Consider the following 24,621-nt stretch of genomic DNA (forward strand, 5'->3'; position numbering starts at 1 on the left):
ACCCTGCCGCCGCGCCGAACCTAGATTCGTCGGCAATGAACGCTCATTCAAAAAGCCGCCTCGCGGTGGTGACGGGGGCCGGTTCGGGCATCGGCAAGGCGATCGCGCTGGCCTTCGCCGCCCAGGGCGACCGGGTGATCGCCGCCGACCTCGACGAGGCCGCGGCGGCCGCCACCGCCAAGGAGCGCCCGGAGCTGATCACCGCGCTGCCGGTGGACGTCGCCGACCCGGCCCAGGTCGACGCGCTGCGGGACGCGACGCACGCCGAGGCCGGGGTGCCCGACATCGTGGTCAACGCCGCCGGCTGGGATCGCACCGACCAATTCCTCAACGCCACACCGCAATTCGCGGCCAAGGTGGTGGCCATCAACTACCTCGGACCGGTGCACGTCTGCGCCGCGTTCCTGCCGGGCATGATCGCGACCCACGCCGGCGGCCGCGTCGTCAACCTGGCCAGCGACGCGGGCCGCGTCGGCAGCGCCGGGGAATCCATCTACGCCGGCGCCAAGGGCGGGGTGATCGCGCTGACCAAGTCGCTGGCCCGGGAGATGGCCCGCCACCAGATCACGGTCAACTGCGTGTGTCCGGGCCCCACCGACACGCCGCTGTTTCACGCCCAGCCGGAGAAGCTGAAAGAGGCGCTGGTCAAGGCCATCCCGTTTCGCCGCCTGGCGCGCCCCGAGGAGGTCGCCGCGCCGGTGCTGTTCTTCGCCTCGCCCGCCGCCTCGTTCATCACCGGACAGGTGATCAGCGTCAGCGGCGGCCTAACGATGGCAGGCTGAGACCATGAGCACCCACAAACCTCCCGCCTTCGACCGGTACGACCCGCTGGGCCTGGACGCCTCCCTGTCCAGCGACGAGCTCGCGGTGCGCGACACCGTCAGAGAGTTCTGCGCCGAGCACGTCCTGCCCCACATCGCCGAGTGGTTCGAGATCGGTGACCTGCCGGTGCGCGAACTCGCCAAGGGGTTCGGCCAGCTCGGCCTGCTTGGCATGCACCTGGAGGGCTACGGGTGCGGCGGGGCCTCGGCCGTGCACTACGGGCTGGCCTGCACCGAACTCGAGGCGGCCGACTCCGGAATCCGGTCGATGGTCTCGGTGCAGGGGTCGCTGGCGATGTTCGCGATCTGGAACTTCGGCTCCGAGGAGCAGAAGCAGGAGTGGCTGCCCGCGATGGCCTCGGGTGAACTGCTGGGGTGTTTCGGGCTGACCGAGCCCGACGTGGGGTCCGATCCCGCCGCGATGAAAACCCGCGCGCGGCGCGACGGTTCGGATTGGGTGCTCAGCGGACGCAAACTGTGGATCACCAACGGCTCGGTCGCCGACGTCGCGGTCGTGTGGGCCGTCACCGACGATGGCGTCCGCGGGTTCGTCGTGCCCACCAAGACTCCGGGCTTTTCGGCCAACACCATCCACCACAAGCTGTCGCTGCGGGCCTCGATCACCAGCGAGCTGGTGCTCGACGACGTGCGGCTACCCGCCGACGCCATGCTGCCCGGGGCCACCGGCCTGCGCGGGCCGCTGTCGTGCCTGTCGGAGGCGCGCTACGGCATCATCTGGGGTTCGATGGGCGCCGCGCGCTCGGCGTGGCAGGCCGCGCTCGACTACGCCACGCAGCGCACCCAGTTCGGCCGCCCGATCGCCGGATTCCAGCTGACCCAGGCGAAACTCGTCGACATGGCCGTCGAGCTGCACAAGGGGAAGCTGCTGTCGCTGCACCTGGGCCGCCTCAAGGACGGCGTCGGGCTGCGCCCCGAACAGGTCAGCTTCGGCAAGCTGAACAACACCCGGGAGGCCATCAAGATCTGCCGGACCGCCCGAACCATCCTGGGCGGCAACGGCATATCGCTGGAATACCCCGTCATCCGGCACATGGTCAACCTGGAGTCGGTGCTGACTTACGAGGGCACCCCCGAGATGCACCAGCTGGTGCTCGGCCAGGCCTTCACCGGCAGCGACGCCTTCCGGTAAATGACCGCGCGGCTTCAGTACACGCCCGAGCACGGGCAGTTCCGCGCGCTCGTACGGGATTTCGTGCAGCGGGTGGTGGTCCCCGCGCACGAGCGGGCCGAAGTCCGGGGCCAGTGGGACCGCTCGCTGTTTCTCCAAGCGGGAAAGCTTGGGCTGCTTGGCTTTTCGGTGCCCGAGCACCTGGGCGGCCCGGGAGTCCACGACTTTCGGTACAACGCGATCGTGATCGACGAACTGCAACGCGCCGGGGCGGCGGCCGAGGCGATCGCGTTCACCCTGCAGAACGACGTGGTGCTGCCCTACCTCACCGACCTGACCACGCCCGAGCAACAGCGGCGCTGGCTGCCCGGCGTGGTGACCGGCGAGACGGTGCTGGGCATCGCGATGACCGAACCCGGCACGGGCAGCGACCTGGCCGGGATCCGCACGGCGGCGGTCCCCGACGGCGACCACTACGTCGTCAACGGCGCCAAGACGTTCATCTCCAACGGCCAGTGCGGCGATTTGTTCGTGGTCGCGGTGCGGACATCACCCGATCGGCACCAGGGGCTCTCGCTGCTGGTGGTCGACGCGGACACCCCGGGTTTCTCGCGGGGCCGCAACCTGGAAAAGATCGGCCTGCACGCCCAGGACACCAGCGAGCTGACCTTCACCGACATGCGGGTGCCGGTGGCCAACCTGCTCGGCGAGCAGGGTGCCGGCTTCTACCAGCTGATGCAGAACCTGCCGCAGGAGCGCCTCGCGCTCGGGGTGGGCGCGGTGGCCGCCGCCGAGGCCATCCTGGCCGAGACGCTGGAATACGTTAAGCAGCGCACGGTGTTCGGGGCGCCGATCGCCGGCTTCCAGCACAGCCAATTCGTGCTCGCCGAGGTGGCAACCGAAATCGACGTCGCGCGAACGTATCTCGATGACTGCCTGGCCCAGCACCTCGACGGCGAGCTGACCGCCGCACGGGCCGCGCGGCTCAAATGGTGGACCACCGACCTGCAGGTGCGCACCGCCGACCGCTGCCTGCAGCTGCACGGCGGCTACGGCTACATGCGCGAATACAGCGTGGCGCGCGCGTTCGTCGACGCCCGCATCCAGACCATCTACGGCGGCACCAACGAGATCATGAAGACGATCGTCGCGAAAGACCTGGGCATCTGATGGCCGTCGACTACGGCGCCCTGCCCGTCGGGGACGCGGTGCGCGCGGCCCGGGCCAGCTCGCGGCGCCGCCAGGTGCTCGACGCCGCGGTGAAAGTCATGGGCAGGCGCGGCTTCCATCAGATGTCGATGCAGGAGCTGGCCACCGAGGCCAACGTCAGCGTCGGCCTCATCTACACCTATTTCGGCGGCAAGGAAGACCTGCTGCTCGCCACGATCGTGCGGATCCTCGACGTGTTCCGCGATCAGCTGGCGCCGGTCATGGAGGCCGCCGGCGACGACGTCGTCGAGCAGTTGACAGCCGGCATCCGCCGCTACATCGAGATCGTGGACGAGAACCTCGACGGCGTGGTGCTGACCTACCGGGAGAGCCGCACGCTGAAGGCGCCCGACCGGACGCGCATCAAGGAACTCGAAATCGCCACCGCCGCACCGCTACGCGCGGTCGTCGAGGCCGGCGTCGCCCGGGGCGTCTTCCGCGACGTCGACGTCGACCTGACCGTGTTCGACATCATGCTGCTCGCGCACGGCTGGGCGCTCAAGCACTGGCACTTCGGGCCGCTGTACAGCCGCGACGAGTACATCCGGCTGCAGACCCGCCACGTGCTGGACGCGTTGGTGCGGGAGGACCGTCGCGCCGGCTACGCGCACGTGCTGGAATGAAGGGCATGAAAGGCACCGCGCTCCGCAGCCTGGCCGCCGCCCTGGCGCTGGCCGTTGCCACCGGCATCCCGGCGGCCGGCGCCGATCCCGCCGCGCTGCCCCCGATGACGTCGAGTGGCGCCGGCCCCATCATCGGTGGCGGCAGCAACGCCGGGATCGCGCAGCAGCTGTTCAGCTTCGGCACCCCGAACGTCCAGGAGGTCGACGGCTCGGACGCCGCGCAATTCATCACGGCCGCCGCCGCGAGCCCCAATTCCCAACTGGCGGCGCCCTTCTCGCTGATGCGACGGGCGCTGGTGTGCCAGACCAACAACGCCGGATTCGGGGCGCGCGCCTTCCGGCGCAACGACGGCCAATGGGGAGGCGCGATGGTGGTCGCCGCCAAGACCGCGACGCCCAACGTCGACGCCCTCGCCGGCTGCGCCAAGACGAACTGGCGCCGGGCCACGGCCGGCACCCAGACCTCGCTGTGCAACAGCGGCTGGAGCACCCCCAACACCTACGAGAGCCGCCACGGCGAGACCTACTACGTGCTGCTGGCCGGCACCTCCGACGACTTCTGCACCGCGGTCAACGGCAAATTCAAGAACAACTCCAGCGGGTGGCCGTTCTAGCCGCGTCCCGGCGGCGTCGTACGGTAGGGGGGTGAGCATGTCGCGCCATCGCGTCGTCATCATCGGAAGCGGATTCGGTGGCCTGAACGCGGCCAGGGCACTCAAGCGCGCCGACGTGGACGTCACCCTGATCTCCAAGACCACTACCCACCTGTTCCAGCCGTTGCTGTACCAGGTGGCCACCGGCATCCTCTCCGAGGGCGACATCGCCCCGACCACCCGGCTGATCCTGCGCAGGCAGAAGAACGTCCGGGTGCTGTGGGGCGACGTCGGCGGCATCGACCTGACGGCCAAGACCGTGACGTCCCACCTGATGGGCATGGAGACGGTGACGCCCTTCGACAGCCTCATCGTCGCCGCCGGCGCGCAGCAGTCCTACTTCGGCCATGACGAGTACGCCGCCTTCGCGCCGGGCATGAAAAGCGTCGACGACGCCCTCGAGCTGCGGGCCCGGATCCTCGGCGCGTTCGAGGCGGCCGAAGTCGCCACCGATCCGGCCGAGCGGCAGCGCCGCCTGACGTTCGTGGTGGTGGGCGCCGGCCCGACCGGGGTCGAGCTGGCCGGTGAGATCGTGCAGCTCGCCGAGCGCACCCTGGCCGGGGCGTTCCGGACGATCACGCCCAGCGAATGCCGGGTCATCCTGCTCGACGCCGCGCCCGCGGTGCTGCCACCGATGGGTGAGAACCTGGGCCTCAAGGCCAAACGGCGGCTGGAGAAGATGGATGTCGAGGTGCAGCTGAACGCCATGGTGACCTCGGTGGACTACATGGGCATCACCATCAAGGAGAAGGACGGCGGCGAGCGGCGCATCGAATGCGCGTGCAAGGTGTGGGCCGCAGGCGTGCAGGCCAGCGAGCTGGGCAAGATGGTCGCCGAACAGTCCGACGGAACCGAAACCGACCGCGCCGGGCGGGTGATCGTCGAGCCCGACCTCACCGTCAAGGGCCATCCGTACGTGTTCGTCATCGGCGACCTGATGTCGGTGCCCGGCGTCCCGGGAATGGCCCAGGGCGCCATCCAGGGCGCGCACTACGTCACCAAGCTGATCAAGCAGGCGGTGAAGGGCCAGGACGACCCGGCCAACCGCAAGCCGTTCAACTACTTCGACAAGGGCAGCATGGCGCTCATCTCGCGGTACAGCGCCGTCGCGAAGGTCGGCAAGCTGGAGTTCGGCGGCTTCATCGCCTGGCTGGCCTGGCTGTTGCTGCACCTGTTGTACCTGGTTGGGTTCCGCAACCGCATCGCCGCCATGTTCTCCTGGGGGATCTCCTTTTTGGGCCGTACCCGCGGCCAGATGGCCATCACCAGCCAGATGATGTACGCCCGGCCGGTGGTGGACTGGGTGGAGCGGCAGGCGCAGGAGGGAACGCTGGCGGCGGCCGAACGCATCGAGGCGGCCGAGAAGCAGGCCGGTTAGCTCTTCAACTAGCTCAGCGCCTGGTCGATATCGGCGATCAGGTCGTCGGTGCCCTCGAGCCCGACGGAGATCCGCACCACGCCGTCACCCAGCCCGATCGCCGCTCGGCCCTCGGGGCCCATCGCCCGGTGAGTAGTCGTCGCCGGATGTGTGACAAGGGATTTCGCGTCGCCCAGGTTGTTGGAGATGTCGATCAGCCGCAGCTTGTCCAGCACCTCGAACGCCCGCCGCTTGGCCATGTCGTCGGGGCAGTCGAGCGCGAAGGTGATCACCGTCCCCCCGCCCGACATCTGCCGCTTCGCCAGGTCGTATTGCGGGTGCGACGGCAGGAACGGGTAGCGCACCCAGCTGACGGCCGGATGGGTCTCGAGGAACTCCGCGATCCGGTGCGCCGAAGAATTGCTGTGCTCCACCCGGACCGCCAGCGTCTCAAGGCCTTTCACCAACACCCAGGCGTTGAACGCGCTCAGCGCCGGCCCGGTGTGCCGCATCAGCTTCTGCACCGGGCCGTCGATGTACTCCTTATCGCCCAGGATCGCGCCGCCCAGCACCCGGCCCTGACCGTCGATGTGCTTGGTGCCCGAGTACACCACCACGTCGACACCCAGCGGAATGCCCTGCTGCAGCAGCGGGGTGGCGAACACGTTGTCCAACACCACTTTTGCGCCCGCGGCGTGCGCCAGTTCGACCACCGCGGCGATGTCCACCAGCGACTGCATCGGGTTGGACGGCGTCTCGAAGAACACCGCCTGCGTGGGCTTGGACAGGGCCTCCTCCCACTGCGCCAGGTCGTCGCCGTCGACGAAGACGGTCTCGACGCCCCAGCGCGGCAGGATCTCGTTGCACACCACGAAACACGACCCGAACAGGCTGCGCGAGGCGACCAGCCGGTCCCCGGCGGCAACCAGCGCGCCGAGGGAGGTGAACACCGCCGCCATGCCGCTCGCGGTGGCGAACGCGGCCGGCGCGCCCTCGATCAGGCGCAACCGCTCCTCGAACATCGTCACGGTCGGGTTGCCGTACCGCGAATACACGAAGTGGTCCAGCTCGCCGGTGAACGACTTCTCGGCGACGGCCGCGGAATCGTAGACATAGCCCGACGTCAGGAACATCGCCTCGGCGGTCTCGTCGAACCCGGAGCGCAGCAGGCCGCCGCGCACGCCGATGGTGGCCGGACTGACGCCGTCGGGCAACGCCTTGGGCACCCGGACGGAATCCCCCGACGGGGAACTCATAGCTGCTTCCAGGGCAATCCGGTTGCGCGCCATCCCGATTCGCCGCGATGCCCCTGCGCGTTCAGCTGGCCCTCGAACCCGTCCAGCACGTTGTAGGCCGGGGTGATGCCCGCGCGGGTGGCGAGCTCCGCGGCGCCGATGGAGCGGTTGCCCGAGCGACACAGGAAGACCACCGGCCGTTCGGCCTCGGTCTCGGGCACCCGCTGGCGCAGTTCGTCGGCGAAGTTGGCGTTGTAGGTGCCGTCGGAGGTGTTCCACTCGATGAAGACCACCTCGCGGCCCAGGCTGGACAGGTCGGGCACCCCGACGAACCGCCACTCGGCGTCGGTGCGCACGTCGACCAGTACGGCGTCGGGGTTGTCGCTGAGCAGCTTCCATGCCTCCAGCGGCGTGATGTCTCCGGCGTAGGAACCGCGCTCTGTGCTCATGACCTCGGATCGTAACGAGGTCGTTGGGTCAGCCGGTTCGCGACCTCGCGGGCGCGGTCCCGCGCCGCCGACACCTCCGGCGCCGTGGCCAGCGCCTGGAATCCCCGCCCGAGCGCGCGAAGGTCGCTTTCCGGCACTTCCAGCGCCGCGGCCAGCGCGGCGGGCGCCGGGTCGGCGCGTTCCGCCCGGTGGGCCGCGCCCGGCGAGACCATCATGGTGTCCACCGGCAGGCCGAGGATGGTGCGGGCCTGCAGTTCGAAGGCCGACAGCCGCTGGCTGCACACGGTGGCCCAGGCGCTGTCGGCCGGGCGGGGCGTGGCGTCGACGAAGTAGACCTCGTCGCCGTTGATCATCAGCTCGACGCCGAAGACGCCGCGCCCGCCGAGCGCCTTGACGATCCGGGCGGCAATCGATCTGGCGGCGTCCAAGGCCGCGGTGCTCAGCTGCTGGGGTTGCCAGGATTCCAGCACGTCGGGGGTGGGCTCGCGGTGGCCGACGGGCGAGCAGAACTCGATCCGCGGCCCCTGCGGACCGTCGGTGCGCACCGCCAGCAGGGTGACGTAGAACTCGACCTCCACCACGGTCTCGGCCAGCACGCGGTGCTGCCCGCCGTGGCCCCCCGTCGCGCGCTGCCAGGCCGGCGCGATGTCGTCGGGTCCCGACGCCACCGACTGCCCCCGCCCGGCGCCCGCGAGCACCGGCTTGACCAGCAGCGGGTACCCGGCGTGGGCGCCCACCGCCTCGAGTTCGCCGACGGACCCGACGAACCAGAACGGCGCGGTGGGCAGACCCAACTCGTCGGCGGCCAGGCGGCGCAGGCCCTCCCGGTCGGCGGCCAGCCGGACGGCGCGCGCGCTGGGCACCAGCTGCGGGCCGTCGAGCCCCTCGAGGGCTTGGGTCGCGACCGCGTCGGTGGTGGTGACCACGAAGTCGGGCTGCAGCCCGCGGATCGCCTTGGTCAGCTCGTCGGCGTCGGTCATCGGGACCACCACCGCCTGCTCGGCCACCGAGTGCGCGGGCGCGTCCGCGCGCTCGTCGACGGCGATCACCCGCGCGCCGAGGCGCCCGAGCGCGACCGCCAGTTCCCGGGCGAGTTCACCGGAACCCAGCAACGCCACCCGCGGCCGGACGTCGGCCACCTCGGTGGGCGCTTGCGAGGGCACGGCGAGCACGCTCGTCTTGTCGTCTGGTCCGTCGGTCACCGCTCAAGGATAGGTGCGCTGCCGGGAACTCAAGGCTGACCGGGAAGCAGCCGCACCATCAGCCCGTTGGCCTCGGCCAGCACCGCCTCGTCACCGTCGCGGAGTTCGGCGGCGACGAACGCCTTGCGGCCCTCGGTGCTCGTGACCCGGCCGCGCACCACCAGCGGCGCATCGATCGGGGTGATCTTGCGGTAGTCGACGTGCAGGAAGGCGGTGCGGCTGATCGGCCGCCCCGCGGCGTGCGACACCATGCCGAACATGTGGTCGAACAACAGCGGCAGCACACCCCCGTGCACGGCGTGGTTGCCGCCGACGTGGAACCGGGTGAAATAGCCGGTCATCTCGACGCCGTCCGGCGCGTACTTGGTCAACGTCCAGGGCGGCAGCAGCAGGCTGCCCATGCCGGGCAGGTCGGGCGTCCGCCCGGCCGGCGCCTTGCCTTCGTCGGCCTGAAACTGGCCCAGCAACTCCACCAGGTTCGCGGCGCGGTCGGCCGCGTCGTCCCACACGTCGTCACCGGGGTCGGCGGACACCGCCAGGTCCTGCAGCGCACGCATGGCGACGACGAACCGGCCGAACCCCGGGCCCGGGCTGGCCGGGCCGTATTCGGGGAAGCCGCCGTGGTGTTCGTAGTCGGGATCGAGTTCTTTCGGGTCGGCTTCCGTCACGGGCGCGCCGCCAGCACGTCGCGGCGCACGATCGTCTGTTCCCGTCCCGGACCGACACCGATGCACGAAACATGGGCCCCGGCAAGCTCTTCCAGCCGCAGCACGTAGTCACGCGCCTTGGCGGGCAGGTCGTCGAATTCGCGTGCGCCGGAGATGTCCTCCCACCAGCCGGGCAGCTCCTCGTAGATCGGCTCGGCGCGGGCCAGGTCGCTCTGCGTCATCGGCATGTCGTTGGTGCGGTCGCCGTCGATGCGATAACCGACGCAGATGGGAACCGTCTCCAGGCTGGAGAGCACGTCGAGCTTGGTCAGGAAGAAGTCGGTGATGCCGTTGACCCGCGTGGCGTAGCGCGCGATCACGGCGTCGAACCAGCCGCAGCGCCGCCGCCGCCCGGTGGTGACACCGAACTCGCCGCCCGTCTTGGACAGGTATTCGCCGTTCTCGTCGAACAGCTCGGTGGGGAACGGCCCGGACCCCACGCGGGTGGTGTAGGCCTTGAGGATCCCGAGGACGGTGGTGATGCGGGTGGGGCCGATGCCGGACCCGACGGCCGCGCCGCCAGCGGTCGGATTCGACGACGTGACATAGGGATACGTGCCGTGGTCGACGTCGAGCAGGGTGCCCTGCGAGCCCTCCAGCAGCACCGTCTCGCCGGTCTCGAGCGCGGTGTTGAGCAGCCGCCGGGTGTCGCGGATGCGGTGCCGGAAGCCCTCGGCCTGGTGCAGCAGGGCGTCGACGACCTGGTGCGGGTCCAGCGCCTTGCGGTTGTAGATCTTGACCAGGATCTGGTTCTTCAGTTCCAGCGCCGCCTCGATCTTGTGGGTCAACTGGTCGGGGTCGAGCACGTCGGCGACGCGGATGCCCTGGCGTGCGATCTTGTCCTGGTAGCACGGCCCGATGCCGCGGCCGGTGGTGCCGATCTTCTTGTTGCCCATGTAGCGCTCGGTGACCTTGTCGATGGCGACGTGGTAGGGCAACAGCAGGTGCGCGTCGGCGGAGATCAGCAGCTTGGTGGTGTCCACGCCGCGGTCCTCGAGGCCCTTGACCTCGTCGAGCAGCACTGCGGGGTCGACGACCACACCGTTGCCGATGACGTTGGTGACGCCGGGGGTCAGCACGCCCGAGGGGATCAGATGCAGCGCGAAATTCTCGCCGCTGGGCAGGACGACGGTGTGCCCGGCGTTGTTGCCCCCCTGGTAGCGCACCACCCACTGCACGCGCCCACCGAGCAGGTCAGTGGCTTTCCCTTTGCCCTCGTCGCCCCACTGGGCGCCGATGAGGACGATTGCCGGCATGACTTGCTCCCGCCTGCTTACTGTGGTTCGACTGGCAGCGCACCGTATCTTGCAGCGCTGCAACGGCTTGCGGCAGCACCCGGTGGCTCGAGCTGCCGGCCCGCATCAGGGTCTCGGTTGAGCGCTCCGGGACCGTGCGCGTAGCTGGAGGCATCTTTGCTTGACGCGCTCACGTGGCGATCCTAGACGTCGGGGAGCGGCGTACCCGCGCCAAGGGCCGTTTGATCGCGACTCGTGTCCCGCACGGCCGCGGCTCACGGCGTCGCGCGCGGTTCGGCGGCGCATACGCCGCCGGCAGTGGGTGCGTCCAACATCAGGCACAGGGGTTGCTTGGGGTCGCGGTTGGTCTTCTTGGCCGCCCACCCCGGCCACACCGGTTTCCCGTTCCAGCTGACCAGCGTCCAGCCATCGTGCGGGTTGCCCGCGATCACCACCACGCCGGCGTTGGGCAACGGGTCGAACAGCAGGAGCAGCGGGTCGGGGTTTCTGACGCTCATCATCGTCCCGACGCCGATGGCGAACTCGCTGGAGAACGCGACCTCGGTGATCTTGCCGCCCGCGGACCGGACCGGGTTGGCCATGGCATTGCCGTAGATCGTTTGCAGGGAGTCGTTGAAGCGACCCGCGTCGGTCGCCGCGTTGCCGTACATCGTCTGCAGCGCGCCGTTGAAGCGTTTGTGGAATTCGAATCCGTTGGTGTCGGTGGAGCCCGGAGCCAACATCGGCACGATGCGCAGTCCCAGCAACCACGCCACCGGGCCAAGCAGGTACGCCAGCCCCGCAAGGCTGAACTGCGGTTGCCCGTTGAACGCGCCGGCGTCGATCTCGTTGAGGCCGGGCAGTGTCTGGACGTTCATCCCCAGCGCGGCCGCCAACGGCGCCGCGGTCTGCTGCGTCCTGGTCAGCTGCGACGCGAAGATCCCCGCGAACGGACCCTGCGCGGCCAGCGCGTTGGCGATGTTCTGTGCCTGTTGCTGGCCGAGGGCGGTGAGCACCGTTCCGGGCACCGCGGTGTCGATCACGCCCGCCGCATTGCCCTCGGATTGGCCATGCCGTACCAAGTCGATCACGATCGACTCGTCGGCCGAGGCGGTCGCCGGCGCGACGCACAGCAGGGCAGCCGAAACCGCTAGGGCGCCAACGCGGCGGAATTGCCTGGTCAGCAATGGAGGCGCGCGGGTGAGAAGAAGGCGGTGAGTCGGCGAATGGCAGTTCTCCGTTCTCTTGGCCACCCATCCCTTGACCCCGTGGCAGGAGTAAAGTATCCGGTTGCCGTCAGGCCGTGGCGCAACAACTTTCGCAGTCCGAGATCGAGTTGTGACTGTGTCGTTATGACGAGATCGTCCGGCCCCCAGCGGGTCTGGCCGCCGGACAGACGACAAGCGTTGGAAGACAAGGGTATTGGTGAGGCAGAAGGATCGCGCCGTGGCGGTGGTGCTGTGCGGTGATCGGCGCGTGCCCCGCCCGCTGACCGGCCTGCCGGTCCACACGGCCGATCTCGACACCGCGATCGGCCCGTACCGGCGGCTGGTGGTCGTCGGCGCCGACGCCGATTTGGGCGCCGTGCTGACCCGGCTGCTGCGCGCGGACCGGCTCGACGTCGAGGTTGCCTACGCGCCGCGACGGCGCACCCGCGCGACCCGGATTTACCGGCTGCCGGCCGGGCGGCGCGCGGCGCGACGAGCCGTGCGGGGTTCCGCGCGGCGGGTGACGCTGGTCCGCGACGAGACCGGGGTGGTGGTCGTCGGGCGGGCCGGGTGGGCGCCGCCCGAGGGCGAGCCGGCCATCCGGGGCGAGGCGGTGGTCGACGACGCGGTGTTGTTCGACGGCGCCGCCCCGGCCGTCGACGTCGAGCCGACGCTCGCCGTGCCGGGCCTGCGCGCCCGCGTGCCCACCGGCTGGCGCCGCTGGCTTGCCGGCCGCGCGGTCCAGCTCGGCAGCACCGGTGTCACGGTGGTGCGCGACGGCGTTCCCGCGCCGCGCGCGGCGCGCCGGTCGACGTTCTACCGCAACGTCGAAGGGTGGCTGGCGGTCCGGTAGTTTCGACCGGTGAGCCTGCCCGCCCGGCGCGAATCGGTGCGACCCAGTCCCCTGTTCCTGCTCCTGCTGGCCGTGACGGCGGCCGGCGGCGCGCTGGCCTGGCTGGCCGGCACGAGCGCGCGGCCGCTGGCGTACGTCGGGGTGTTCACCTTCGTCATCGCCGGCTGGTTGGTGTCGCTGTGCCTGCACGAATTCGGGCACGCGGTGACCGCCTGGCGATTCGGCGACCACGACGCCGCCGTGCGCGGCTACCTGACGCTGGACCCGCGGCGATACAGCAATCCCGCGCTGTCGCTCCTGCTGCCGATGGTGGTGATCGTGCTGGGCGGCATCGGGCTGCCGGGCGCCGCCGTGTATCTGCGGACGTGGTTCATGACGCCGAACCGCCGCACCCTGGTCAGCCTCGCGGGCCCGGCGGCCAACCTGGTGCTGGCGGTGCTGCTGCTGACGCTCACCCGGTTGTTCTACGACCCGGCCCACCCGGTGCTGTGGGCCGGGGTGGCGTTCCTGGGCTTCCTGCAGCTGACCGCGGTGGTGCTGAACGTGCTGCCCATCCCGGGGCTGGACGGGTACGACGCGCTGGAACCGCACCTGAGCCCCGAGACCCAGCGCGCGGTCGCGCCGGCCAAGCAATGGGGCCTGTTCATCCTGCTGTTCCTGCTGCTGGCGGCGGGCCACTGGTTCTTCGGGGCCGTGCTCTGGCTCTTCCAGTTCTCGGGGGTGCCGACCTGGCTGGTGTCGGCGGGCAACCTGCTGACCCGCTTCTGGATCCGCTGGTTCTGACCCCTTGCCATATATGCGTGAATCCGCATATATTTCTGGCTATGGGCGCCGGCCACAATCACAGTCCCGCCGAGACCGACGGGTCCCGCCTGATCCCCCGCATGGTCGTCGCCGTCGCCATCCTGGCGGCGTTCTTCGTGATCGAGCTGACCACCTCGTTGCTGATCAACTCGATCGCACTGCTGGCCGACGCGGGCCACATGCTGACCGACGTCGTCGCCGTCTTCATGGGCCTGGCCGCCGTCACCCTGGCCCGCCGCGGCAGCTCGTCCCCGTCGCGGACCTACGGCTGGCACCGCGCCGAGGTGTTCACGGCGGTCGCCAACGCGGGACTGCTGATGGGGGTCGCCCTGTTCATCCTGTGGGAGGCGATCCAGCGGCTCCGCGAAACGCCGTCGGTCCCCGGCGTGCCGATGATCGTGGTCGCGCTGGCCGGCCTGCTCGCCAACCTCGTGGTCGCGCTGCTGCTGCGGTCGCACTCCGGGCAGAGCCTGGCGGTCAAGGGCGCCTACATGGAGGTGGTCGCCGACAGCGTCGGCAGCCTCGGCGTGCTCATCGCCGGCATCGTCACCGTCACGACGCGCTGGCCGTACGCCGACGTGGTGGTGGCGGTGCTGGTCGCGCTGTGGGTGTTGCCACGGGCGATCTCGCTGGCGCGCGACGCATTGCGGATCCTCTCCGAATCGTCGCCGACCCACATCGACGTCGAGGAGCTGCGCTCGGCGCTGGGCGCCGTCGACGGCGTGACCGACGTGCACGACCTGCACGTGTGGACGCTGTCGCCCGGCAAGGACATGTGCACCGCGCATCTGCGCAGCACGGGCGACTCCGCCCGGGTGCTGCAGGACGCCCGTACCGTGCTGTCAGCGCGCGGGCTTCAGCATGCCACCGTGCAGATCGACGGGCCGGGCGAAGCGGAGTGTTCGGAAAGCTTCTAGCTCTCCTGAAGCCCCAGCGCCGGCCGCGCCTGCGGGTCGCAATCGTCGAGCAGGTCCAGGCAGCGCAGGTACTCCTCGGGTTCGCCGATGGTGTCGGCGGCCCGGGCCAGCGCCGCCACGCAGCGCAGGAACCCGCGGTTGGGCTCGTGCGAATACGGCACCGGGCCGAAGCCCTTCCAGCCGTTCCGGCGCAGCTGGTCCAGCCCGCGGTGGTAGCCGGTGCGGGCGTACGCGTACGCGGTGATGGCCTGCTCGTCGGCCAGCGCCTGCTCGGCCAGCGCCGCCCAGGCCACCGACGCCGACGGGTGCGCGGCCGCGACGATCGCGGGTTTCTCGCCGGCGAGCAGTTCCGCCTCGGCGTCGGGATCGCCCGGCAACAGGGTCGGGTCGGGTCCGAGGAGGTCTCGTGGCGGCGTCATGGGTCCCATTCTGCAGCTGCCGCATTTCGCCGGAGCGGCGGACCTCGACCATCACCCCATCGAGGGGGGCGGGTCGCTAAGCTCTCCAACTATCCCACCCGATAGCGGAGGACAGCAGTACTCATGCCCCAGCCACCCGAGCCCGACCACGGCGGCACGCCGAACGCGCCTGGGCACGAATGGGCCGCGCAATCAGGCGAAGACGCGACCGAGGCCGTTCCGCTGGTACCGAGCGACGCCGAGACCGAGACCGTCGTGATCCGGCCCGATTCGGCCGGCGGCGCCCGAGGCCCCGGCGACGACGCCGACGCCTCGCAGCGCGAACGCCGCTTCACCGCGCCCGGTTTCGACGCCAAAGAGACCACGGTGATCGCCACCACCCCGGAGCCCGCCACCGAGGTCTTCTCCACACCCGGGGAAGGCCAGCCCGCGCAGTTCGGAGCACCCGCCAAAGCCGCTGTGCCGCAATCGATTCCGCCCCGCCTCGGTGGAAAGCTGCGCACCTCCCGGCAGGTCAACTGGGGCTGGGTGCTGGCGCTGGTGGTCATCGTGCTGGCGCTGGCCGCAATCGCGATCCTGGGCACCGTGCTGCTCACCCGCGGCAAGCACACGAAGGCGTCGCAGGAGGACCTGGTCCGCACGACCATCCAAAGCTTCGACACCGCGATCCAAAAGGGCGACCTGACGACGCTGCGCACCATCACCTGCGGCACCACCCGCGACGGGTACGCCGACTACGACGAGCACTCGTGGGACGAGACCTACCGCCGGGTGTCGGCGGCCAGGCAGTATCCGGTGATCGCCAGCATCGACCAGGTGGTGGTCAACGGCCAGCACGCCGAGGCCAACGTCACCACGTTCATGGCCTACGACCCGCAGGTCCGTTCCACCCGCAGCCTGGACCTGCAGTACCGCGACGATCAGTGGAAGATCTGCCAGTCGCCCAGCGGCTAGGCGCTCACGGACTTGCCGGCGCAGTGCAGGTCCTCGCAGGCCTCCACCACGCGCTCGCTCATCGACGCCTCGGCCTTCTTGAGGTAGCTGCGCGGGTCGTAGACCTTCTTGTTGCCGACCTCGCCGTCGACCTTGAGCACGCCGTCGTAGTTGCTGAACATGTGCCCGGCGATGGGGCGGGTGAACGCGTACTGGGTGTCGGTGTCGACGTTCATCTTCACCACGCCGTAGCGCAGCGACTCCTCGATCTCGGATTTCAGCGAACCCGACCCGCCGTGGAAGACGAAGTCGAACGGCTTGGCGCCGTCGGGCAGGCCCAGCTTGGCGGCGGCCACCTTTTGCCCCTGGGCCAGGATGTCCGGGCGCAGCTTGACGTTGCCGGGCTTGTAGACGCCGTGCACGTTGCCGAACGTCGCGGCCAGCAGGTACTTGCCGTGCTCGCCGTGGCCCAGCGCCTCGATGGTCTTCTCGAAGTCCTCGGGCGTGGTGTACAGCTTGTCGTTGATCTCGTGGGCGACGCCGTCCTCTTCGCCGCCGACGACGCCGATCTCGATCTCCAGGATGATCTTGGCGGCCGCGGCCTCTTTGAGCAGTTCCTGCGCGATCGTCAGGTTCTCGTCGATCGGCACGGCCGAGCCGTCCCACATGTGCGATCCGAACAGCGGATCCCGCCCCGCGGCCACCCGCTCGGCGGAGATCCGCAGCAGCGGCCGCACGTAGCTGTCCAGCTTGTCCTTGGGGCAGTGGTCGGTGTGCAGAGCGACGTTGATCGGGTACCTGGCCGCGATCACCCGGGTGAACTCGGCCAGCGCCACCGCGCCAGTCACCATGTCCTTCACCCCCAGGCCGGACGCGAACTCCGCACCGCCGGTGGAGAACTGGATGATGCCGTCGCTGCCGGCGTCGGCGAAGCCCCTGATCGCGGCGTTCACCGTCTCCGAGGAGGTGCAGTTGATGGCCGGGAAGGCGTACGAGTTTTCCTTGGCGCGGCCCAGCATCTCGGCGTACACCTCGGGCGTGGCGATGGGCATTGCGAACTCCTCTGCTGCGGCCGGGTGCACCCAGTATCGTCCAGGATGGTCAAGGGCTCACCCCGAAGCCGGTATCTTGAGGAATCATGAGCAGCACCGCCGTGACGGCCCTGCCCCACATCTTCGACCCGATGTACTGGTTGGGCGCCGACGGGGTCTTCGGCTCCGCGGTACTGCCCGGCATCCTGGTCATCGTCTTCATCGAGACCGGGCTGCTGTTTCCGCTGCTGCCGGGCGAGTCGCTGCTGTTCACCGGCGGCCTGCTGGCCGCGCACCCGAATCCGCCTGCGCCCATCTGGGTGCTGGCCCCCGCCGTCGCGCTGGTGGCGATACTGGGCGATCAGACCGGCTATTTCATCGGCCGGCGGATCGGCCCGGCCCTGTTCAAGAAGGAAGACTCCCGGTTCTTCAAGAAGCACTACGTGACCGAGTCGCACGCCTTCTTCGAGAAATACGGGCCGTGGGCGATCATCCTGGCCCGGTTCGCGCCGTTCGTGCGGACGTTCGTGCCGCCGGTCGCCGGGGTGTCCTACATGCGCTACCCGGTGTTCCTCGGCTTCGACATCGTCGGCGGCATCCTGTGGGGCGGCGGCGTGACACTGGCGGGCTACTTCCTGGGCAACGTGCCGCTCGTACACCACAACCTGCAGAAGATCCTGCTGGTCATCCTGTTCGTGTCGCTGATGCCGGCGTTCATCGCGGCCGTGAAAAGCTACCGGGCGCGCCGACGGGCCCCGGCTCCGGCGGAGCCGGACTCAGGACACGCGGCTCCTGCGGTACGCAACGAAAGCGTCTAGCAGTTCGGGCCGGTCGATCGAACTCTGCTGCACGGCCTCGCCCGGCGCCGCGCCCAGCAGGATCCGCTTGATCGGTATCTCCAGCCGCTTGCCAGTCAGCGTGCGCGGTATGCCCGGCACCGCCAGGATGTCGTCGGGCACGTGGCGCGGGGAGGCGTGCTGGCGGATGGCCGCGACGATCCTGGACCGCAACCCGTCGTCGAGTTCGGCGCCGTTGGCCAGGGCCACGAACAGTGGCATCCAGTAGCCGCCGTCGTCCTGCTCGACACCGACCACGAGGCAGTCGCCGATCTCCGGCATGCCCTCCACCGCGGTGTAGATCTCGGCGCTGCCCATCCGCACGCCCATCCGGTTCAGGGTGGCGTCCGAACGGCCGTGGACCACAACGGATCCCCGGTCGGAGATGGTGATCCAGTCGCCGTGGCACCACACGCCCGGATACTTCTCGAAGTAGGCGGCGCGGTAGCGGCTGCCGTCGTCGTCGTTCCAGAAGAAGACCGGCATCGAGGGCATCGGCTTGGTGATCACCAACTCACCCTCCTCGCCGATCACGGGATGGTTTGCGCCGGTCCAGGATTCGATGGCCGCGCCAAGGCAGATGCAGGACAGCTCGCCGGCGACCACCGGCAGAATGGCGCAGCCGCCGATGAATGCGGTGCAGACGTCGGTGCCGCCGCTCATCGAGATCACCGGGACCGGCCGGCCGAGTCCCTCGTGCACCCATCGGAATCCGGAGGCGGGCAGCGGCGACCCGGTGGAACCCACGGCACGCAGCCCGTCCAGCGGGTACGTGGCCCCGGGCTTGAGCCCCTTCTTCGCGCAGGCCAGCAGGTAACCAGCGCCGGCGCCGAGCACGTTGACGTGCGCCTCGGCGGCGACCCGCCACAGCCCGTCGGTGCCCAAATGCGTTGGGCTGCCGTCGTAGAGCACGATCGTGGTGTCCACCAGCAGCCCGGACAGCAGCAGGTTCCACATCATCCAGCTGGTCGACGAGTACCAGAGGAAGCGCTCGCCCTCGTGCAGGTCCAGTTGCAGGCTCAGGTATTTCAGGTGCTCGATCACCGTGCCGCCGTGCCCGTGCACGATGCCCTTCGGCTTGCCGGTGGTGCCGGAGGAGAACATCACCCACAGCGGGTGCGCGAACGGCACGGCCGTGATCTCCAACTCGGCGTCGGCTTCCACCGCCGTTGCCCATCCGACGGTGTCGCCGTCGATCGCCAGCCCGAGCCGCGGCACCACCACGGTGGCCCGCAGGCTGGGCATCGCCCGCCGGATGGTGTCCAGCTCCGCGCGCCGGTCGATGCGCTTGCCGTCGTACACCGACCCGTCGGTGGCCACCAGCACGGCCGGCTCTACCTGGCCCAGCCGCGCGATCACGCCGTCGACGGCCACGTCCTGGTTGCACACCGCCCAGATGGCGCCGACGCTGGCGGCGGCCAGGGCGGCGACGGCGGCCTCGCCGACGTTGGGCAGGTAGCCGACGACGGCGTCCCCGGGCCGCACCCCGAGGCCGCGCAGGTAGGCCGCGAACGCCGCGGTCTCGCGCCGCAGCCGGGCCCACGACCACTCGCGGGCGCCGTCCTCGCCGACGACGATCATCGCCGGGCGCTCGTCGGTGGCGTGCCGGAAGATCTCGGTGGCGTAGTTGAGCGTGGCGCCGGGGAACCACTCGGCGCCGGGCATGGCGGGATTGCCCAGCACCGCGTGCGGCGGGCTGTCCGCCTGGATGTCGAAGTAGTGCCAGACGGCGTCCCAGAACCACTCGATGTCGTCGACGGACTTGCGCCGCAGCGCGTGGTAGTCACCGAACTGGCCGCGGCCCGTCTCGGCGAGCCACGCCATGAAGTGGGTAAGGTTCGCTCGGGCCAGCGTGGCCTCGTCGGGAATCCAGCTGCCGGGTTCGGTCATGTCGCGCTCCCTGCGGTCACGGCGGTGACGTTACAGGCGGCCTCCATCAGCATCCAGCCCGACAGCTGCACCGACAGGTCCCGCTCGGCGACCTCGGAGCTGTTCACCGCGCCCTCGACGAACTGCGCCTCCCCGCCCTCAGCGCCGGGCAGCTGGGCGTCGCGGTCCCAGAACGGGCCGAACAGCGGCAGCCCGTCGATCGTTTGGCGGTAGTCCCAGGCCGACTTCGCGCTGGCCAGCACGATCCGCCGGGCGGTGTCGCGGGCCGCGGCGTCGCCGGCCGAGTCCCCCGGCAGGGTGGTGGCGACCAGCGCCAGGTATCGAGCGGTGATGCCGGAGAACAGGCCGCCGTCCCCGCCGCCGGCGCCGGTCAACACGCCGGTCGGCGCCATGTGGTCGGCGACGGCCGCAACCAGCCGATGCACCCGCGGGGCATGCCGATCGTCATGGGTGCGAGCCGCGAGTTCCGTTTCCAGGCCGAGCACCACGCCCTGGCAATACGTGTACTGGGCGCGCACCAGGGACCCGGCCTTGATGCCGTCGAACACCAGATGCGTCTCCGGGTCGATCAGGGTCTCGTCGATCCAGTCGGCCATCTGCTGGGCGCGCCGCAGCCGGTCGCCGTAGCGGGCCAAGAAGATTCCCGCCGGGCCGTTGGCGGGGGCGTTGAAGAACTGGTCCTGCTTGCGCCACGGGATGCCGCCGCCGTCCTCGGGCACCCACGCGGTCAGGAATTGGTCGGCGAGCTTGGGCAGCGCGCGATGTCGCTCGACCCCGGCGATCCGGGCGGCGCGTTCGAGCGCCAGCGCCAGCCAGGCCATGTCGTCGTAGTAGCTGTTGGTCCAGCGAAAGTTGTTGCGCAGCCGGTGCGAACGGACCTGCCGGTTGATCCTGGCGTGCCGCTGGGGCTGCGGGTCGCGCGACTGCGCGTCGACCAGGCAGTCCAGCAGGTGCGCTTGCCACCAGTAGTGCCAGGTGCCGAACATCCGGTCGCGCCGCGTCGACGGCCACGCCACCACGCCCAGCTGCGTCGCGGGCAGCCCCCAGAGGTGCCTGAGGTGCCGTTGCGTGACGGCGGCCTCGGAGCTGGCCGCCCGGTTGACCCACAGCTGATCCATAGCCCCCGATCCTGCCTCATACTGATATATGCGCTACCGGCAAACCATTTCGGGCACCATGCACACCTTTGACGGGCTGGTCGACGTGATGGCCAAGGCGACGCCGCTGCGCTCCGGCGACCAGCTCGCGGGCTGTGCTGCGGGGTCGGACGCCGAACGGGCCGCGGCCGCGTGGGTGCTGGCCGACATACCCCTGGCGACCTTCCTCACCGACGTGGTGGTGCCATACGAGACCGACGAGGTCACCCGGCTCATCATCGACGGCCACGACCGCGACGCGTTCGGCCCGATCGCCGGCCTGACCGTCGGCGGCTTCCGCGACTGGTTGCTGGACGCGGCGTCCCGCGACGACGGCGCCGCGCGGATCGCCGCGGTCTCCCCGGGGCTGACGCCGGAAATGGTTGCCGCGGTGTCGAAGATCATGCGCAACCAGGACCTGATCCTGGTCGCCGCCGCGGCGACGGCGTCCGCGGCCTTCCGGACCACGATCGGGTTGCCGGGCACGCTGGCCACCCGGCTGCAACCCAACCACCCCACCGACGACCCGCGCGGGATCGCCGCCGCGCTGCTCGATGGGCTGCTGATGGGCTGCGGCGACGCGGTGATCGGCATCAACCCGGCGACCGATTCGCCGCATGCGGCGTCCGACCTGCTGCACCTGCTCGACGACGTCCGGCAGCGGTTCGCGATCCCGGTCCAGTCGTGCGTGCTGTGCCACGTCACGACCACGATGGAGCTGATCGAGCGGGGCGCGCCCGTCGACCTGGTGTTCCAGTCGATCGCCGGCACCGAGGGCGCCAACTCCTCGTTCGGCACCTCGATTCCGATGCTGCTGGAGGCCAACGAGGCGGCCCGCTCGCTGCGCCGCGGGACCGTCGGCGACAACGTCATGTACCTGGAGACGGGGCAGGGTGCGGCGCTGTCGGCCGGGGCCCATCTCGGCGTGGGCGGCCGGCCGGTCGACCAGCAGACGCTGGAGGCGCGGGCCTACGCGGTGGCCCGGGCGCTGCAGCCGCTGCTGATCGACACCGTGGTCGGCTTCATCGGGCCGGAATACCTCTACGACGGCAAGCAGATCATCCGCGCCGGGCTGGAAGACAACTTCTGCGGAAAACTGCTCGGCCTGCCGATGGGCGTCGACGTCTGCTACACCAACCACGCCGAGGCCGACCAGGACGACATGGACACGCTGCTCACCCTGCTGGGCGTGGCGGGCACCGCGTTCGTCATCACCGTCCCCGGCGCCGACGACATCATGCTGGGCTATCAGAGCCTGTCCTTTCACGACGCGCTGTACGTGCGAAAAGCGTTGGGGCTGCGGCCCGCTCCGGAATTCGAGACATGGCTGGCCGGCCTGGGGATGGCCGACGCCGACGGCCGGGTTCTGCCCGTCGACCCTGCGACGTCGCCGCTGCGCGCGCTGGCAGCCGGCCGATGACCGACCCGGAACCCCCGGACGTCTGGGCTCCGCTGCGGGCGAGAACGCAGGCGCGGATCGGGCTCGGGCGGGCGGGGGACTCGCTGCCGACCCGGCGCGTCCTGGAGTTCCAGGCCGCGCACGCCGCGGCGCGCGACGCCGTGCACGACCCGCTCGACGTCGACGACCTCGTCCAGCGGCTCCGGGCCGTCGGCATCGAGGAGCCGCTGCGGGTGCGCAGCCGGGCCACCTCACGCGGCGAATACCTGCGCCGGCCCGACCTCGGCCGCAGCCCGGACGACCTGTCCGGTCTGCCGAAAACCCAGGCGGACATCGGTTTTGTGCTCGCTGACGGCCTCTCGCCCCGGGCCCTGACCGACCACGCCGCGGGCATGGTCGAGGCCCTGGTCCGCGAATTCGACGGCCGGTACACGATCGCCCCGGTGGTCGTCGCGACCCAGGCGCGCGTCGCGCTGGGCGACCACATCGGTGAATCCCTCGGCGTCACAACGCTCCTCGTGCTTATCGGTGAACGCCCGGGGCTGTCGGTCGCCGACAGTCTGGGCATCTATCTGACACACCGGCCGGCGCCGGGGCGCTCTGACGCCGACCGCAACTGCGTCTCCAACATCCACCCGCCCGACGGCCTGGACTACCCGACGGCCGCGGCGGTGACCGCCGCGCTGGTCGCCGGCGCCCGCGAACTCGGCCGGTCGGGGGTCGCCCTCAAAGACACAACGCGAGCAGCAATTGGCGGATCCCGGCCAGCGAGTGCGCCGGAAGAAATAGATCGCAGTACGGCAGGGCCGCGGTCATCGAGCCGGCCAGCGGCCGGAAGTCATCCTGCGCCGCACGGGGATTGAGCCAGACCACTACCTCGGCGCGCCGCCGCACCCGGGCCATCGCGTGCGCGAGCACGTCGGGGGGATCGCTGTCCCAGCCGTCGGAGGCAATGATCACCACGGCGCCGCGCAGCGCGTTGCCGTACGGCGGGGCCAGCAGTCCGTTCACGCTGCGCCCGATGAACGTGCCGCCGTACCGGTCGGCGACCTTGGTGTTGGCCCGCTGCAACGCCACCTCGGCGGACCGGTGGGCGAGCACCGACGTGAGCCGCGTCAGGGAGGTCGCGAAGGCGTAAACCTCGGGGCGGGTTCCGGCCTGGCGCGACACCGCCCGCATCAGATGCAGGTACACGGTGGCGTACGGCCGCATCGAGCGGCTCACGTCGCAGACCAGAACGACCCGCCGGGGCCGGCGTCGCGGCCGGGTTCGCGCCAGGGCCATCGCTTCCCAGCCGGTGTTGCGCGACGCGTTCATGGTGGCCCGCAGGTCGATTCGCTTGCCGGCGGGGCTGCGCTCGAACCGCCGGCTGCGCCGCCGCGGCCAGCGCGCGACGGTCGCCTCCAGCCATCCGCCGAGCAGGCGGAGGTCTTGGGTGTCGAAGCGGTCGAACGGTTCGTCGGCCAGCGCGGCGATCCGGCTCGGCAGCACGTCCGGCAGCAGCAGGCTCGGGCCCGCCGCATCGTCCGCGGTGGCCAGCGCTCGGGTCACCCAGGGCAGGCTCTGGGCGGACGCGGACGCGTTTCCGGCGGGCCGCAGGGTGCCGGCCGCGGGCGTCTTCGGGCCCGGCAGCGGCAGGCGCGGGGCGGGGCGGCCGCTGCCGTCGGGGGCGGCGGCGCCGAAGACCTCCGCGAAGACGGCGTCGAAGGCGCCGAGATCTTCCATCCGGTTGACCAGCGTCACCCTGGCCGCCCAATAGAGCGCGGTCGTGTTGTCGGGCAGCAGCTTCCGCAGCGCCTGCACGAAGGCGGCCGGGCCACCGGCGGAGACGTGGACGCCGGCGGCGCGCAACCGCGAAACCAGTGCCGCCGCGAACGCCGCCAGGTCGACGCCCCGCAATAGCACCGGCGTGCCCACGGGTCGCTAACGCCTCCGGCCGAGCACCCAGCCCAGCACCAGCCCGGCGACCGCGGCCAGCAGCAGCGGGGCGTACTTCTTGAACTGGTCGGCCCCGGCGAGTTCGAGCAGGTCGATGGGCTCGGGCTCGGCGGCCGGGGCGACGTGTTGCGGCTCCGGGACACGCCCGATCTGCGCGGGCCCCTCGGGTGTGGCCGGGGCGGCGAGCTCGGCGGCCAGCTTGGCCTCGAGCGAGTCGACGAACTGCCCCAGCAGCTTCTCGGACACCTGCTGCAGCATGCCGCTGCCGAACTGGGCCAGCTTGCCGACGATCTTCAGGTCGGTGTCCACGGTGACGTGGGTCTTGTCGCCGTCCGCCTGCAGCTGGGCGGTGACCGTCGCGGCCGCGTTCCCGGTGCCCCGCGTCTCCTTGCCCTTGGCGTCGATCACGGCGCGGTACTGGCCCCGGTCCTGCTCGACGAAGCGCACCTTTCCGCTGAACTCGCTGGTGACCGGCCCCACCTTGACCTTGACCTTGCCGGAGTAGTCCTCCCCCTCGTGGCCGGTGAGCTGCGCGCCGGGCATCAGCGGAATCACCTGCTCCAGGTCGGACAGCACGTCCCAGGCTTGGTCGACGGGCGCGCTGACGGTGAACTGGTTGGCGATCTTCATCCGGGGG

At 70.4% G+C, this 24,621-nt stretch carries 24 protein-coding genes and 1 pseudogene; 13 read left to right on the forward strand and 12 right to left on the reverse strand.

All coding sequences use genetic code 11. The annotated features are described in order from the left end of the window. Window positions 1-35: 35 nt before the first annotated feature. Genes ACEL92_RS24450 through ACEL92_RS24475 form a run of 6 tightly spaced genes read left to right on the forward strand, consistent with a single transcriptional unit; the run spans window position 36 to window position 5,813 of the window. Window positions 36-782 carry an SDR family NAD(P)-dependent oxidoreductase gene (locus ACEL92_RS24450; protein ID WP_374023154.1) on the forward strand — a complete coding sequence of 249 codons (747 nt, stop codon included), beginning with the start codon at window positions 36-38 and terminating at the stop codon, window positions 780-782. 4 nt (window positions 783-786) lie between these two features. After that, window positions 787-1,971 carry an acyl-CoA dehydrogenase family protein gene (locus ACEL92_RS24455; RefSeq protein WP_374023155.1) on the forward strand — a complete coding sequence of 395 codons (1,185 nt, stop codon included), beginning with the start codon at window positions 787-789 and terminating at the stop codon, window positions 1,969-1,971. Beyond that, window positions 1,972-3,120: an acyl-CoA dehydrogenase family protein gene (locus tag ACEL92_RS24460; RefSeq protein WP_374023156.1), complete on the forward strand. Its 1,149-nt coding sequence runs from the start codon at window positions 1,972-1,974 to the stop codon at window positions 3,118-3,120. Then, window positions 3,120-3,782: a TetR/AcrR family transcriptional regulator gene (locus ACEL92_RS24465; protein ID WP_374023157.1), complete on the forward strand. Its 663-nt coding sequence runs from the start codon at window positions 3,120-3,122 to the stop codon at window positions 3,780-3,782. The genes ACEL92_RS24460 and ACEL92_RS24465 overlap by 1 nt, the downstream gene beginning before the upstream one ends. A 5-nt stretch (window positions 3,783-3,787) precedes the next feature. Then, window positions 3,788-4,396, forward strand: coding sequence for a hypothetical protein (locus ACEL92_RS24470; protein WP_374023158.1), 609 nt, complete (start codon window positions 3,788-3,790; stop codon window positions 4,394-4,396). Window positions 4,397-4,433: 37 nt separating this feature from the next. Next, a complete protein-coding gene (locus ACEL92_RS24475) occupies window positions 4,434-5,813 on the forward strand; it encodes an NAD(P)/FAD-dependent oxidoreductase (protein WP_374026370.1) in 1,380 nt (459 codons plus the stop codon). Between the two features lie 8 nt (window positions 5,814-5,821). On the opposite strand, the gene ACEL92_RS24480 is transcribed toward ACEL92_RS24475, so the two are convergent. The 6 genes from ACEL92_RS24480 to ACEL92_RS24505 all read right to left on the reverse strand — a co-directional run bounded on the left by ACEL92_RS24480 (window position 5,822) and on the right by ACEL92_RS24505 (window position 11,807). Further along, window positions 5,822-7,048, reverse strand: coding sequence for an O-succinylhomoserine sulfhydrylase (locus ACEL92_RS24480; protein ID WP_374023159.1), 1,227 nt, complete (start codon window positions 7,046-7,048; stop codon window positions 5,822-5,824). Continuing rightward, on the reverse strand, window positions 7,045-7,476 hold the full coding sequence (locus ACEL92_RS24485) for a rhodanese-like domain-containing protein (protein WP_374023160.1): 432 nt from the start codon (window positions 7,474-7,476) through the stop codon (window positions 7,045-7,047). Before ACEL92_RS24485 ends, ACEL92_RS24480 begins: the two co-directional genes overlap by 4 nt. Next, window positions 7,473-8,678: a formate-dependent phosphoribosylglycinamide formyltransferase gene (gene purT / locus ACEL92_RS24490; protein WP_374023161.1), complete on the reverse strand. Its 1,206-nt coding sequence runs from the start codon at window positions 8,676-8,678 to the stop codon at window positions 7,473-7,475. The genes ACEL92_RS24485 and purT overlap by 4 nt, the downstream gene beginning before the upstream one ends. 29 nt (window positions 8,679-8,707) lie before the next feature. Continuing rightward, on the reverse strand, window positions 8,708-9,346 hold the full coding sequence (locus ACEL92_RS24495; protein WP_374023162.1) for a PaaI family thioesterase: 639 nt from the start codon (window positions 9,344-9,346) through the stop codon (window positions 8,708-8,710). Further along, window positions 9,343-10,641 carry an adenylosuccinate synthase gene (locus ACEL92_RS24500; protein WP_374023163.1) on the reverse strand — a complete coding sequence of 433 codons (1,299 nt, stop codon included), beginning with the start codon at window positions 10,639-10,641 and terminating at the stop codon, window positions 9,343-9,345. Before ACEL92_RS24500 ends, ACEL92_RS24495 begins: the two co-directional genes overlap by 4 nt. Window positions 10,642-10,895: 254 nt before the next feature. Further along, entirely contained in the window at window positions 10,896-11,807 is a 912-nt protein-coding gene (locus ACEL92_RS24505; protein WP_374026371.1) for a histidine phosphatase family protein, read from the reverse strand. A gap of 238 nt (window positions 11,808-12,045) precedes the next feature. Between ACEL92_RS24505 and ACEL92_RS24510 the strand changes: the two genes are divergently transcribed. Genes ACEL92_RS24510 through ACEL92_RS24520 form a run of 3 tightly spaced genes read left to right on the forward strand, consistent with a single transcriptional unit; the run spans window position 12,046 to window position 14,402 of the window. Further along, complete coding sequence (locus ACEL92_RS24510) at window positions 12,046-12,681, forward strand: peptidase M50 (protein ID WP_374023164.1); 636 nt, start codon at window positions 12,046-12,048, stop codon at window positions 12,679-12,681. Window positions 12,682-12,690: 9 nt separating this feature from the next. Then, window positions 12,691-13,464, forward strand: a complete 774-nt coding sequence (locus ACEL92_RS24515) for a site-2 protease family protein (RefSeq protein ID WP_374023165.1) — start codon at window positions 12,691-12,693, stop codon at window positions 13,462-13,464. A 41-nt stretch (window positions 13,465-13,505) separates the two neighbouring features. Further along, entirely contained in the window at window positions 13,506-14,402 is an 897-nt protein-coding gene (locus tag ACEL92_RS24520) for a cation diffusion facilitator family transporter (RefSeq protein WP_374023166.1), read from the forward strand. Here ACEL92_RS24520 and ACEL92_RS24525 read toward each other — a convergent pair. Continuing rightward, window positions 14,399-14,821, reverse strand: a complete 423-nt coding sequence (locus ACEL92_RS24525) for a DUF3151 domain-containing protein (RefSeq protein WP_374023167.1) — start codon at window positions 14,819-14,821, stop codon at window positions 14,399-14,401. The two genes, ACEL92_RS24520 and ACEL92_RS24525, sit on opposite strands and share 4 nt — an antisense overlap. Window positions 14,822-14,944: 123 nt before the next feature. On the opposite strand from ACEL92_RS24525, the gene ACEL92_RS24530 reads away from it, so the two are divergent. Then, window positions 14,945-15,775: a hypothetical protein gene (locus tag ACEL92_RS24530; RefSeq protein WP_374023168.1), complete on the forward strand. Its 831-nt coding sequence runs from the start codon at window positions 14,945-14,947 to the stop codon at window positions 15,773-15,775. Here ACEL92_RS24530 and fbaA read toward each other — a convergent pair. Next, window positions 15,772-16,806 carry a class II fructose-bisphosphate aldolase gene (gene fbaA, locus ACEL92_RS24535; RefSeq protein WP_374023169.1) on the reverse strand — a complete coding sequence of 345 codons (1,035 nt, stop codon included), beginning with the start codon at window positions 16,804-16,806 and terminating at the stop codon, window positions 15,772-15,774. The two genes, ACEL92_RS24530 and fbaA, sit on opposite strands and share 4 nt — an antisense overlap. A gap of 86 nt (window positions 16,807-16,892) precedes the next feature. Between fbaA and ACEL92_RS24540 the strand changes: the two genes are divergently transcribed. Continuing rightward, the gene (locus ACEL92_RS24540; RefSeq protein ID WP_374023170.1) at window positions 16,893-17,603 is read left to right on the forward strand and encodes a DedA family protein; all 711 of its coding nucleotides are present in this window, start codon (window positions 16,893-16,895) and stop codon (window positions 17,601-17,603) included. Here ACEL92_RS24540 and ACEL92_RS24545 read toward each other — a convergent pair. Both ACEL92_RS24545 and ACEL92_RS24550 read right to left on the reverse strand, forming a co-directional pair. Further along, window positions 17,562-19,511, reverse strand: a complete 1,950-nt coding sequence (locus tag ACEL92_RS24545) for an acetoacetate--CoA ligase (protein WP_374023171.1) — start codon at window positions 19,509-19,511, stop codon at window positions 17,562-17,564. The genes ACEL92_RS24540 and ACEL92_RS24545 overlap by 42 nt on opposite strands. Then, on the reverse strand, window positions 19,508-20,629 hold the full coding sequence (locus tag ACEL92_RS24550; protein ID WP_374023172.1) for a glycoside hydrolase family 76 protein: 1,122 nt from the start codon (window positions 20,627-20,629) through the stop codon (window positions 19,508-19,510). The genes ACEL92_RS24545 and ACEL92_RS24550 overlap by 4 nt, the downstream gene beginning before the upstream one ends. 28 nt (window positions 20,630-20,657) lie before the next feature. On the opposite strand from ACEL92_RS24550, the gene ACEL92_RS24555 reads away from it, so the two are divergent. Continuing rightward, window positions 20,658-22,067 carry an ethanolamine ammonia-lyase subunit EutB gene (locus tag ACEL92_RS24555; protein WP_374023173.1) on the forward strand — a complete coding sequence of 470 codons (1,410 nt, stop codon included), beginning with the start codon at window positions 20,658-20,660 and terminating at the stop codon, window positions 22,065-22,067. Next, window positions 22,064-22,798: pseudogene (gene eutC / locus ACEL92_RS24560) on the forward strand (ethanolamine ammonia-lyase subunit EutC); the annotation flags it as partial. The gene ACEL92_RS24555 and the pseudogene eutC, both read left to right, overlap by 4 nt. Here the strand turns inward: eutC and ACEL92_RS24565 are convergent. Beyond that, on the reverse strand, window positions 22,773-23,963 hold the full coding sequence (locus ACEL92_RS24565; RefSeq protein WP_374023174.1) for a VWA domain-containing protein: 1,191 nt from the start codon (window positions 23,961-23,963) through the stop codon (window positions 22,773-22,775). The pseudogene eutC and the gene ACEL92_RS24565 overlap by 26 nt on opposite strands. A 6-nt stretch (window positions 23,964-23,969) precedes the next feature. Then, entirely contained in the window at window positions 23,970-24,614 is a 645-nt protein-coding gene (locus tag ACEL92_RS24570; RefSeq protein ID WP_374023175.1) for an SRPBCC family protein, read from the reverse strand. Window positions 24,615-24,621: the final 7 nt, after the last annotated feature.

Origin of the sequence: Mycobacterium hainanense, assembly GCF_041890355.1 — a bacterium.
GTDB classification, from domain to species: Bacteria; Actinomycetota; Actinomycetes; order Mycobacteriales; family Mycobacteriaceae; genus Mycobacterium; species Mycobacterium hainanense.

Coding starts and splice junctions, on each gene's coding strand:
- ACEL92_RS24455 (WP_374023155.1), top strand. CDS start 787: ATGAGCACCCACAAACCTCCCGCCTTCGACCGGTACGACCCGCTGGGC.
- ACEL92_RS24480 (WP_374023159.1), bottom strand. CDS start 7,048: ATGAGTTCCCCGTCGGGGGATTCCGTCCGGGTGCCCAAGGCGTTGCCC.
- ACEL92_RS24570 (WP_374023175.1), bottom strand. CDS start 24,614: ATGAAGATCGCCAACCAGTTCACCGTCAGCGCGCCCGTCGACCAAGCC.
- ACEL92_RS24450 (WP_374023154.1), top strand. CDS start 36: ATGAACGCTCATTCAAAAAGCCGCCTCGCGGTGGTGACGGGGGCCGGT.
- ACEL92_RS24500 (WP_374023163.1), bottom strand. CDS start 10,641: ATGCCGGCAATCGTCCTCATCGGCGCCCAGTGGGGCGACGAGGGCAAA.
- ACEL92_RS24555 (WP_374023173.1), top strand. CDS start 20,658: ATGCGCTACCGGCAAACCATTTCGGGCACCATGCACACCTTTGACGGG.
- ACEL92_RS24520 (WP_374023166.1), top strand. CDS start 13,506: ATGGGCGCCGGCCACAATCACAGTCCCGCCGAGACCGACGGGTCCCGC.
- ACEL92_RS24475 (WP_374026370.1), top strand. CDS start 4,434: ATGTCGCGCCATCGCGTCGTCATCATCGGAAGCGGATTCGGTGGCCTG.
- ACEL92_RS24550 (WP_374023172.1), bottom strand. CDS start 20,629: ATGGATCAGCTGTGGGTCAACCGGGCGGCCAGCTCCGAGGCCGCCGTC.
- ACEL92_RS24530 (WP_374023168.1), top strand. CDS start 14,945: ATGCCCCAGCCACCCGAGCCCGACCACGGCGGCACGCCGAACGCGCCT.
- ACEL92_RS24540 (WP_374023170.1), top strand. CDS start 16,893: ATGAGCAGCACCGCCGTGACGGCCCTGCCCCACATCTTCGACCCGATG.
- fbaA (WP_374023169.1), bottom strand. CDS start 16,806: ATGCCCATCGCCACGCCCGAGGTGTACGCCGAGATGCTGGGCCGCGCC.
- ACEL92_RS24470 (WP_374023158.1), top strand. CDS start 3,788: ATGAAAGGCACCGCGCTCCGCAGCCTGGCCGCCGCCCTGGCGCTGGCC.
- ACEL92_RS24465 (WP_374023157.1), top strand. CDS start 3,120: ATGGCCGTCGACTACGGCGCCCTGCCCGTCGGGGACGCGGTGCGCGCG.
- ACEL92_RS24485 (WP_374023160.1), bottom strand. CDS start 7,476: ATGAGCACAGAGCGCGGTTCCTACGCCGGAGACATCACGCCGCTGGAG.
- ACEL92_RS24545 (WP_374023171.1), bottom strand. CDS start 19,511: ATGACCGAACCCGGCAGCTGGATTCCCGACGAGGCCACGCTGGCCCGA.
- ACEL92_RS24525 (WP_374023167.1), bottom strand. CDS start 14,821: ATGACGCCGCCACGAGACCTCCTCGGACCCGACCCGACCCTGTTGCCG.
- ACEL92_RS24460 (WP_374023156.1), top strand. CDS start 1,972: ATGACCGCGCGGCTTCAGTACACGCCCGAGCACGGGCAGTTCCGCGCG.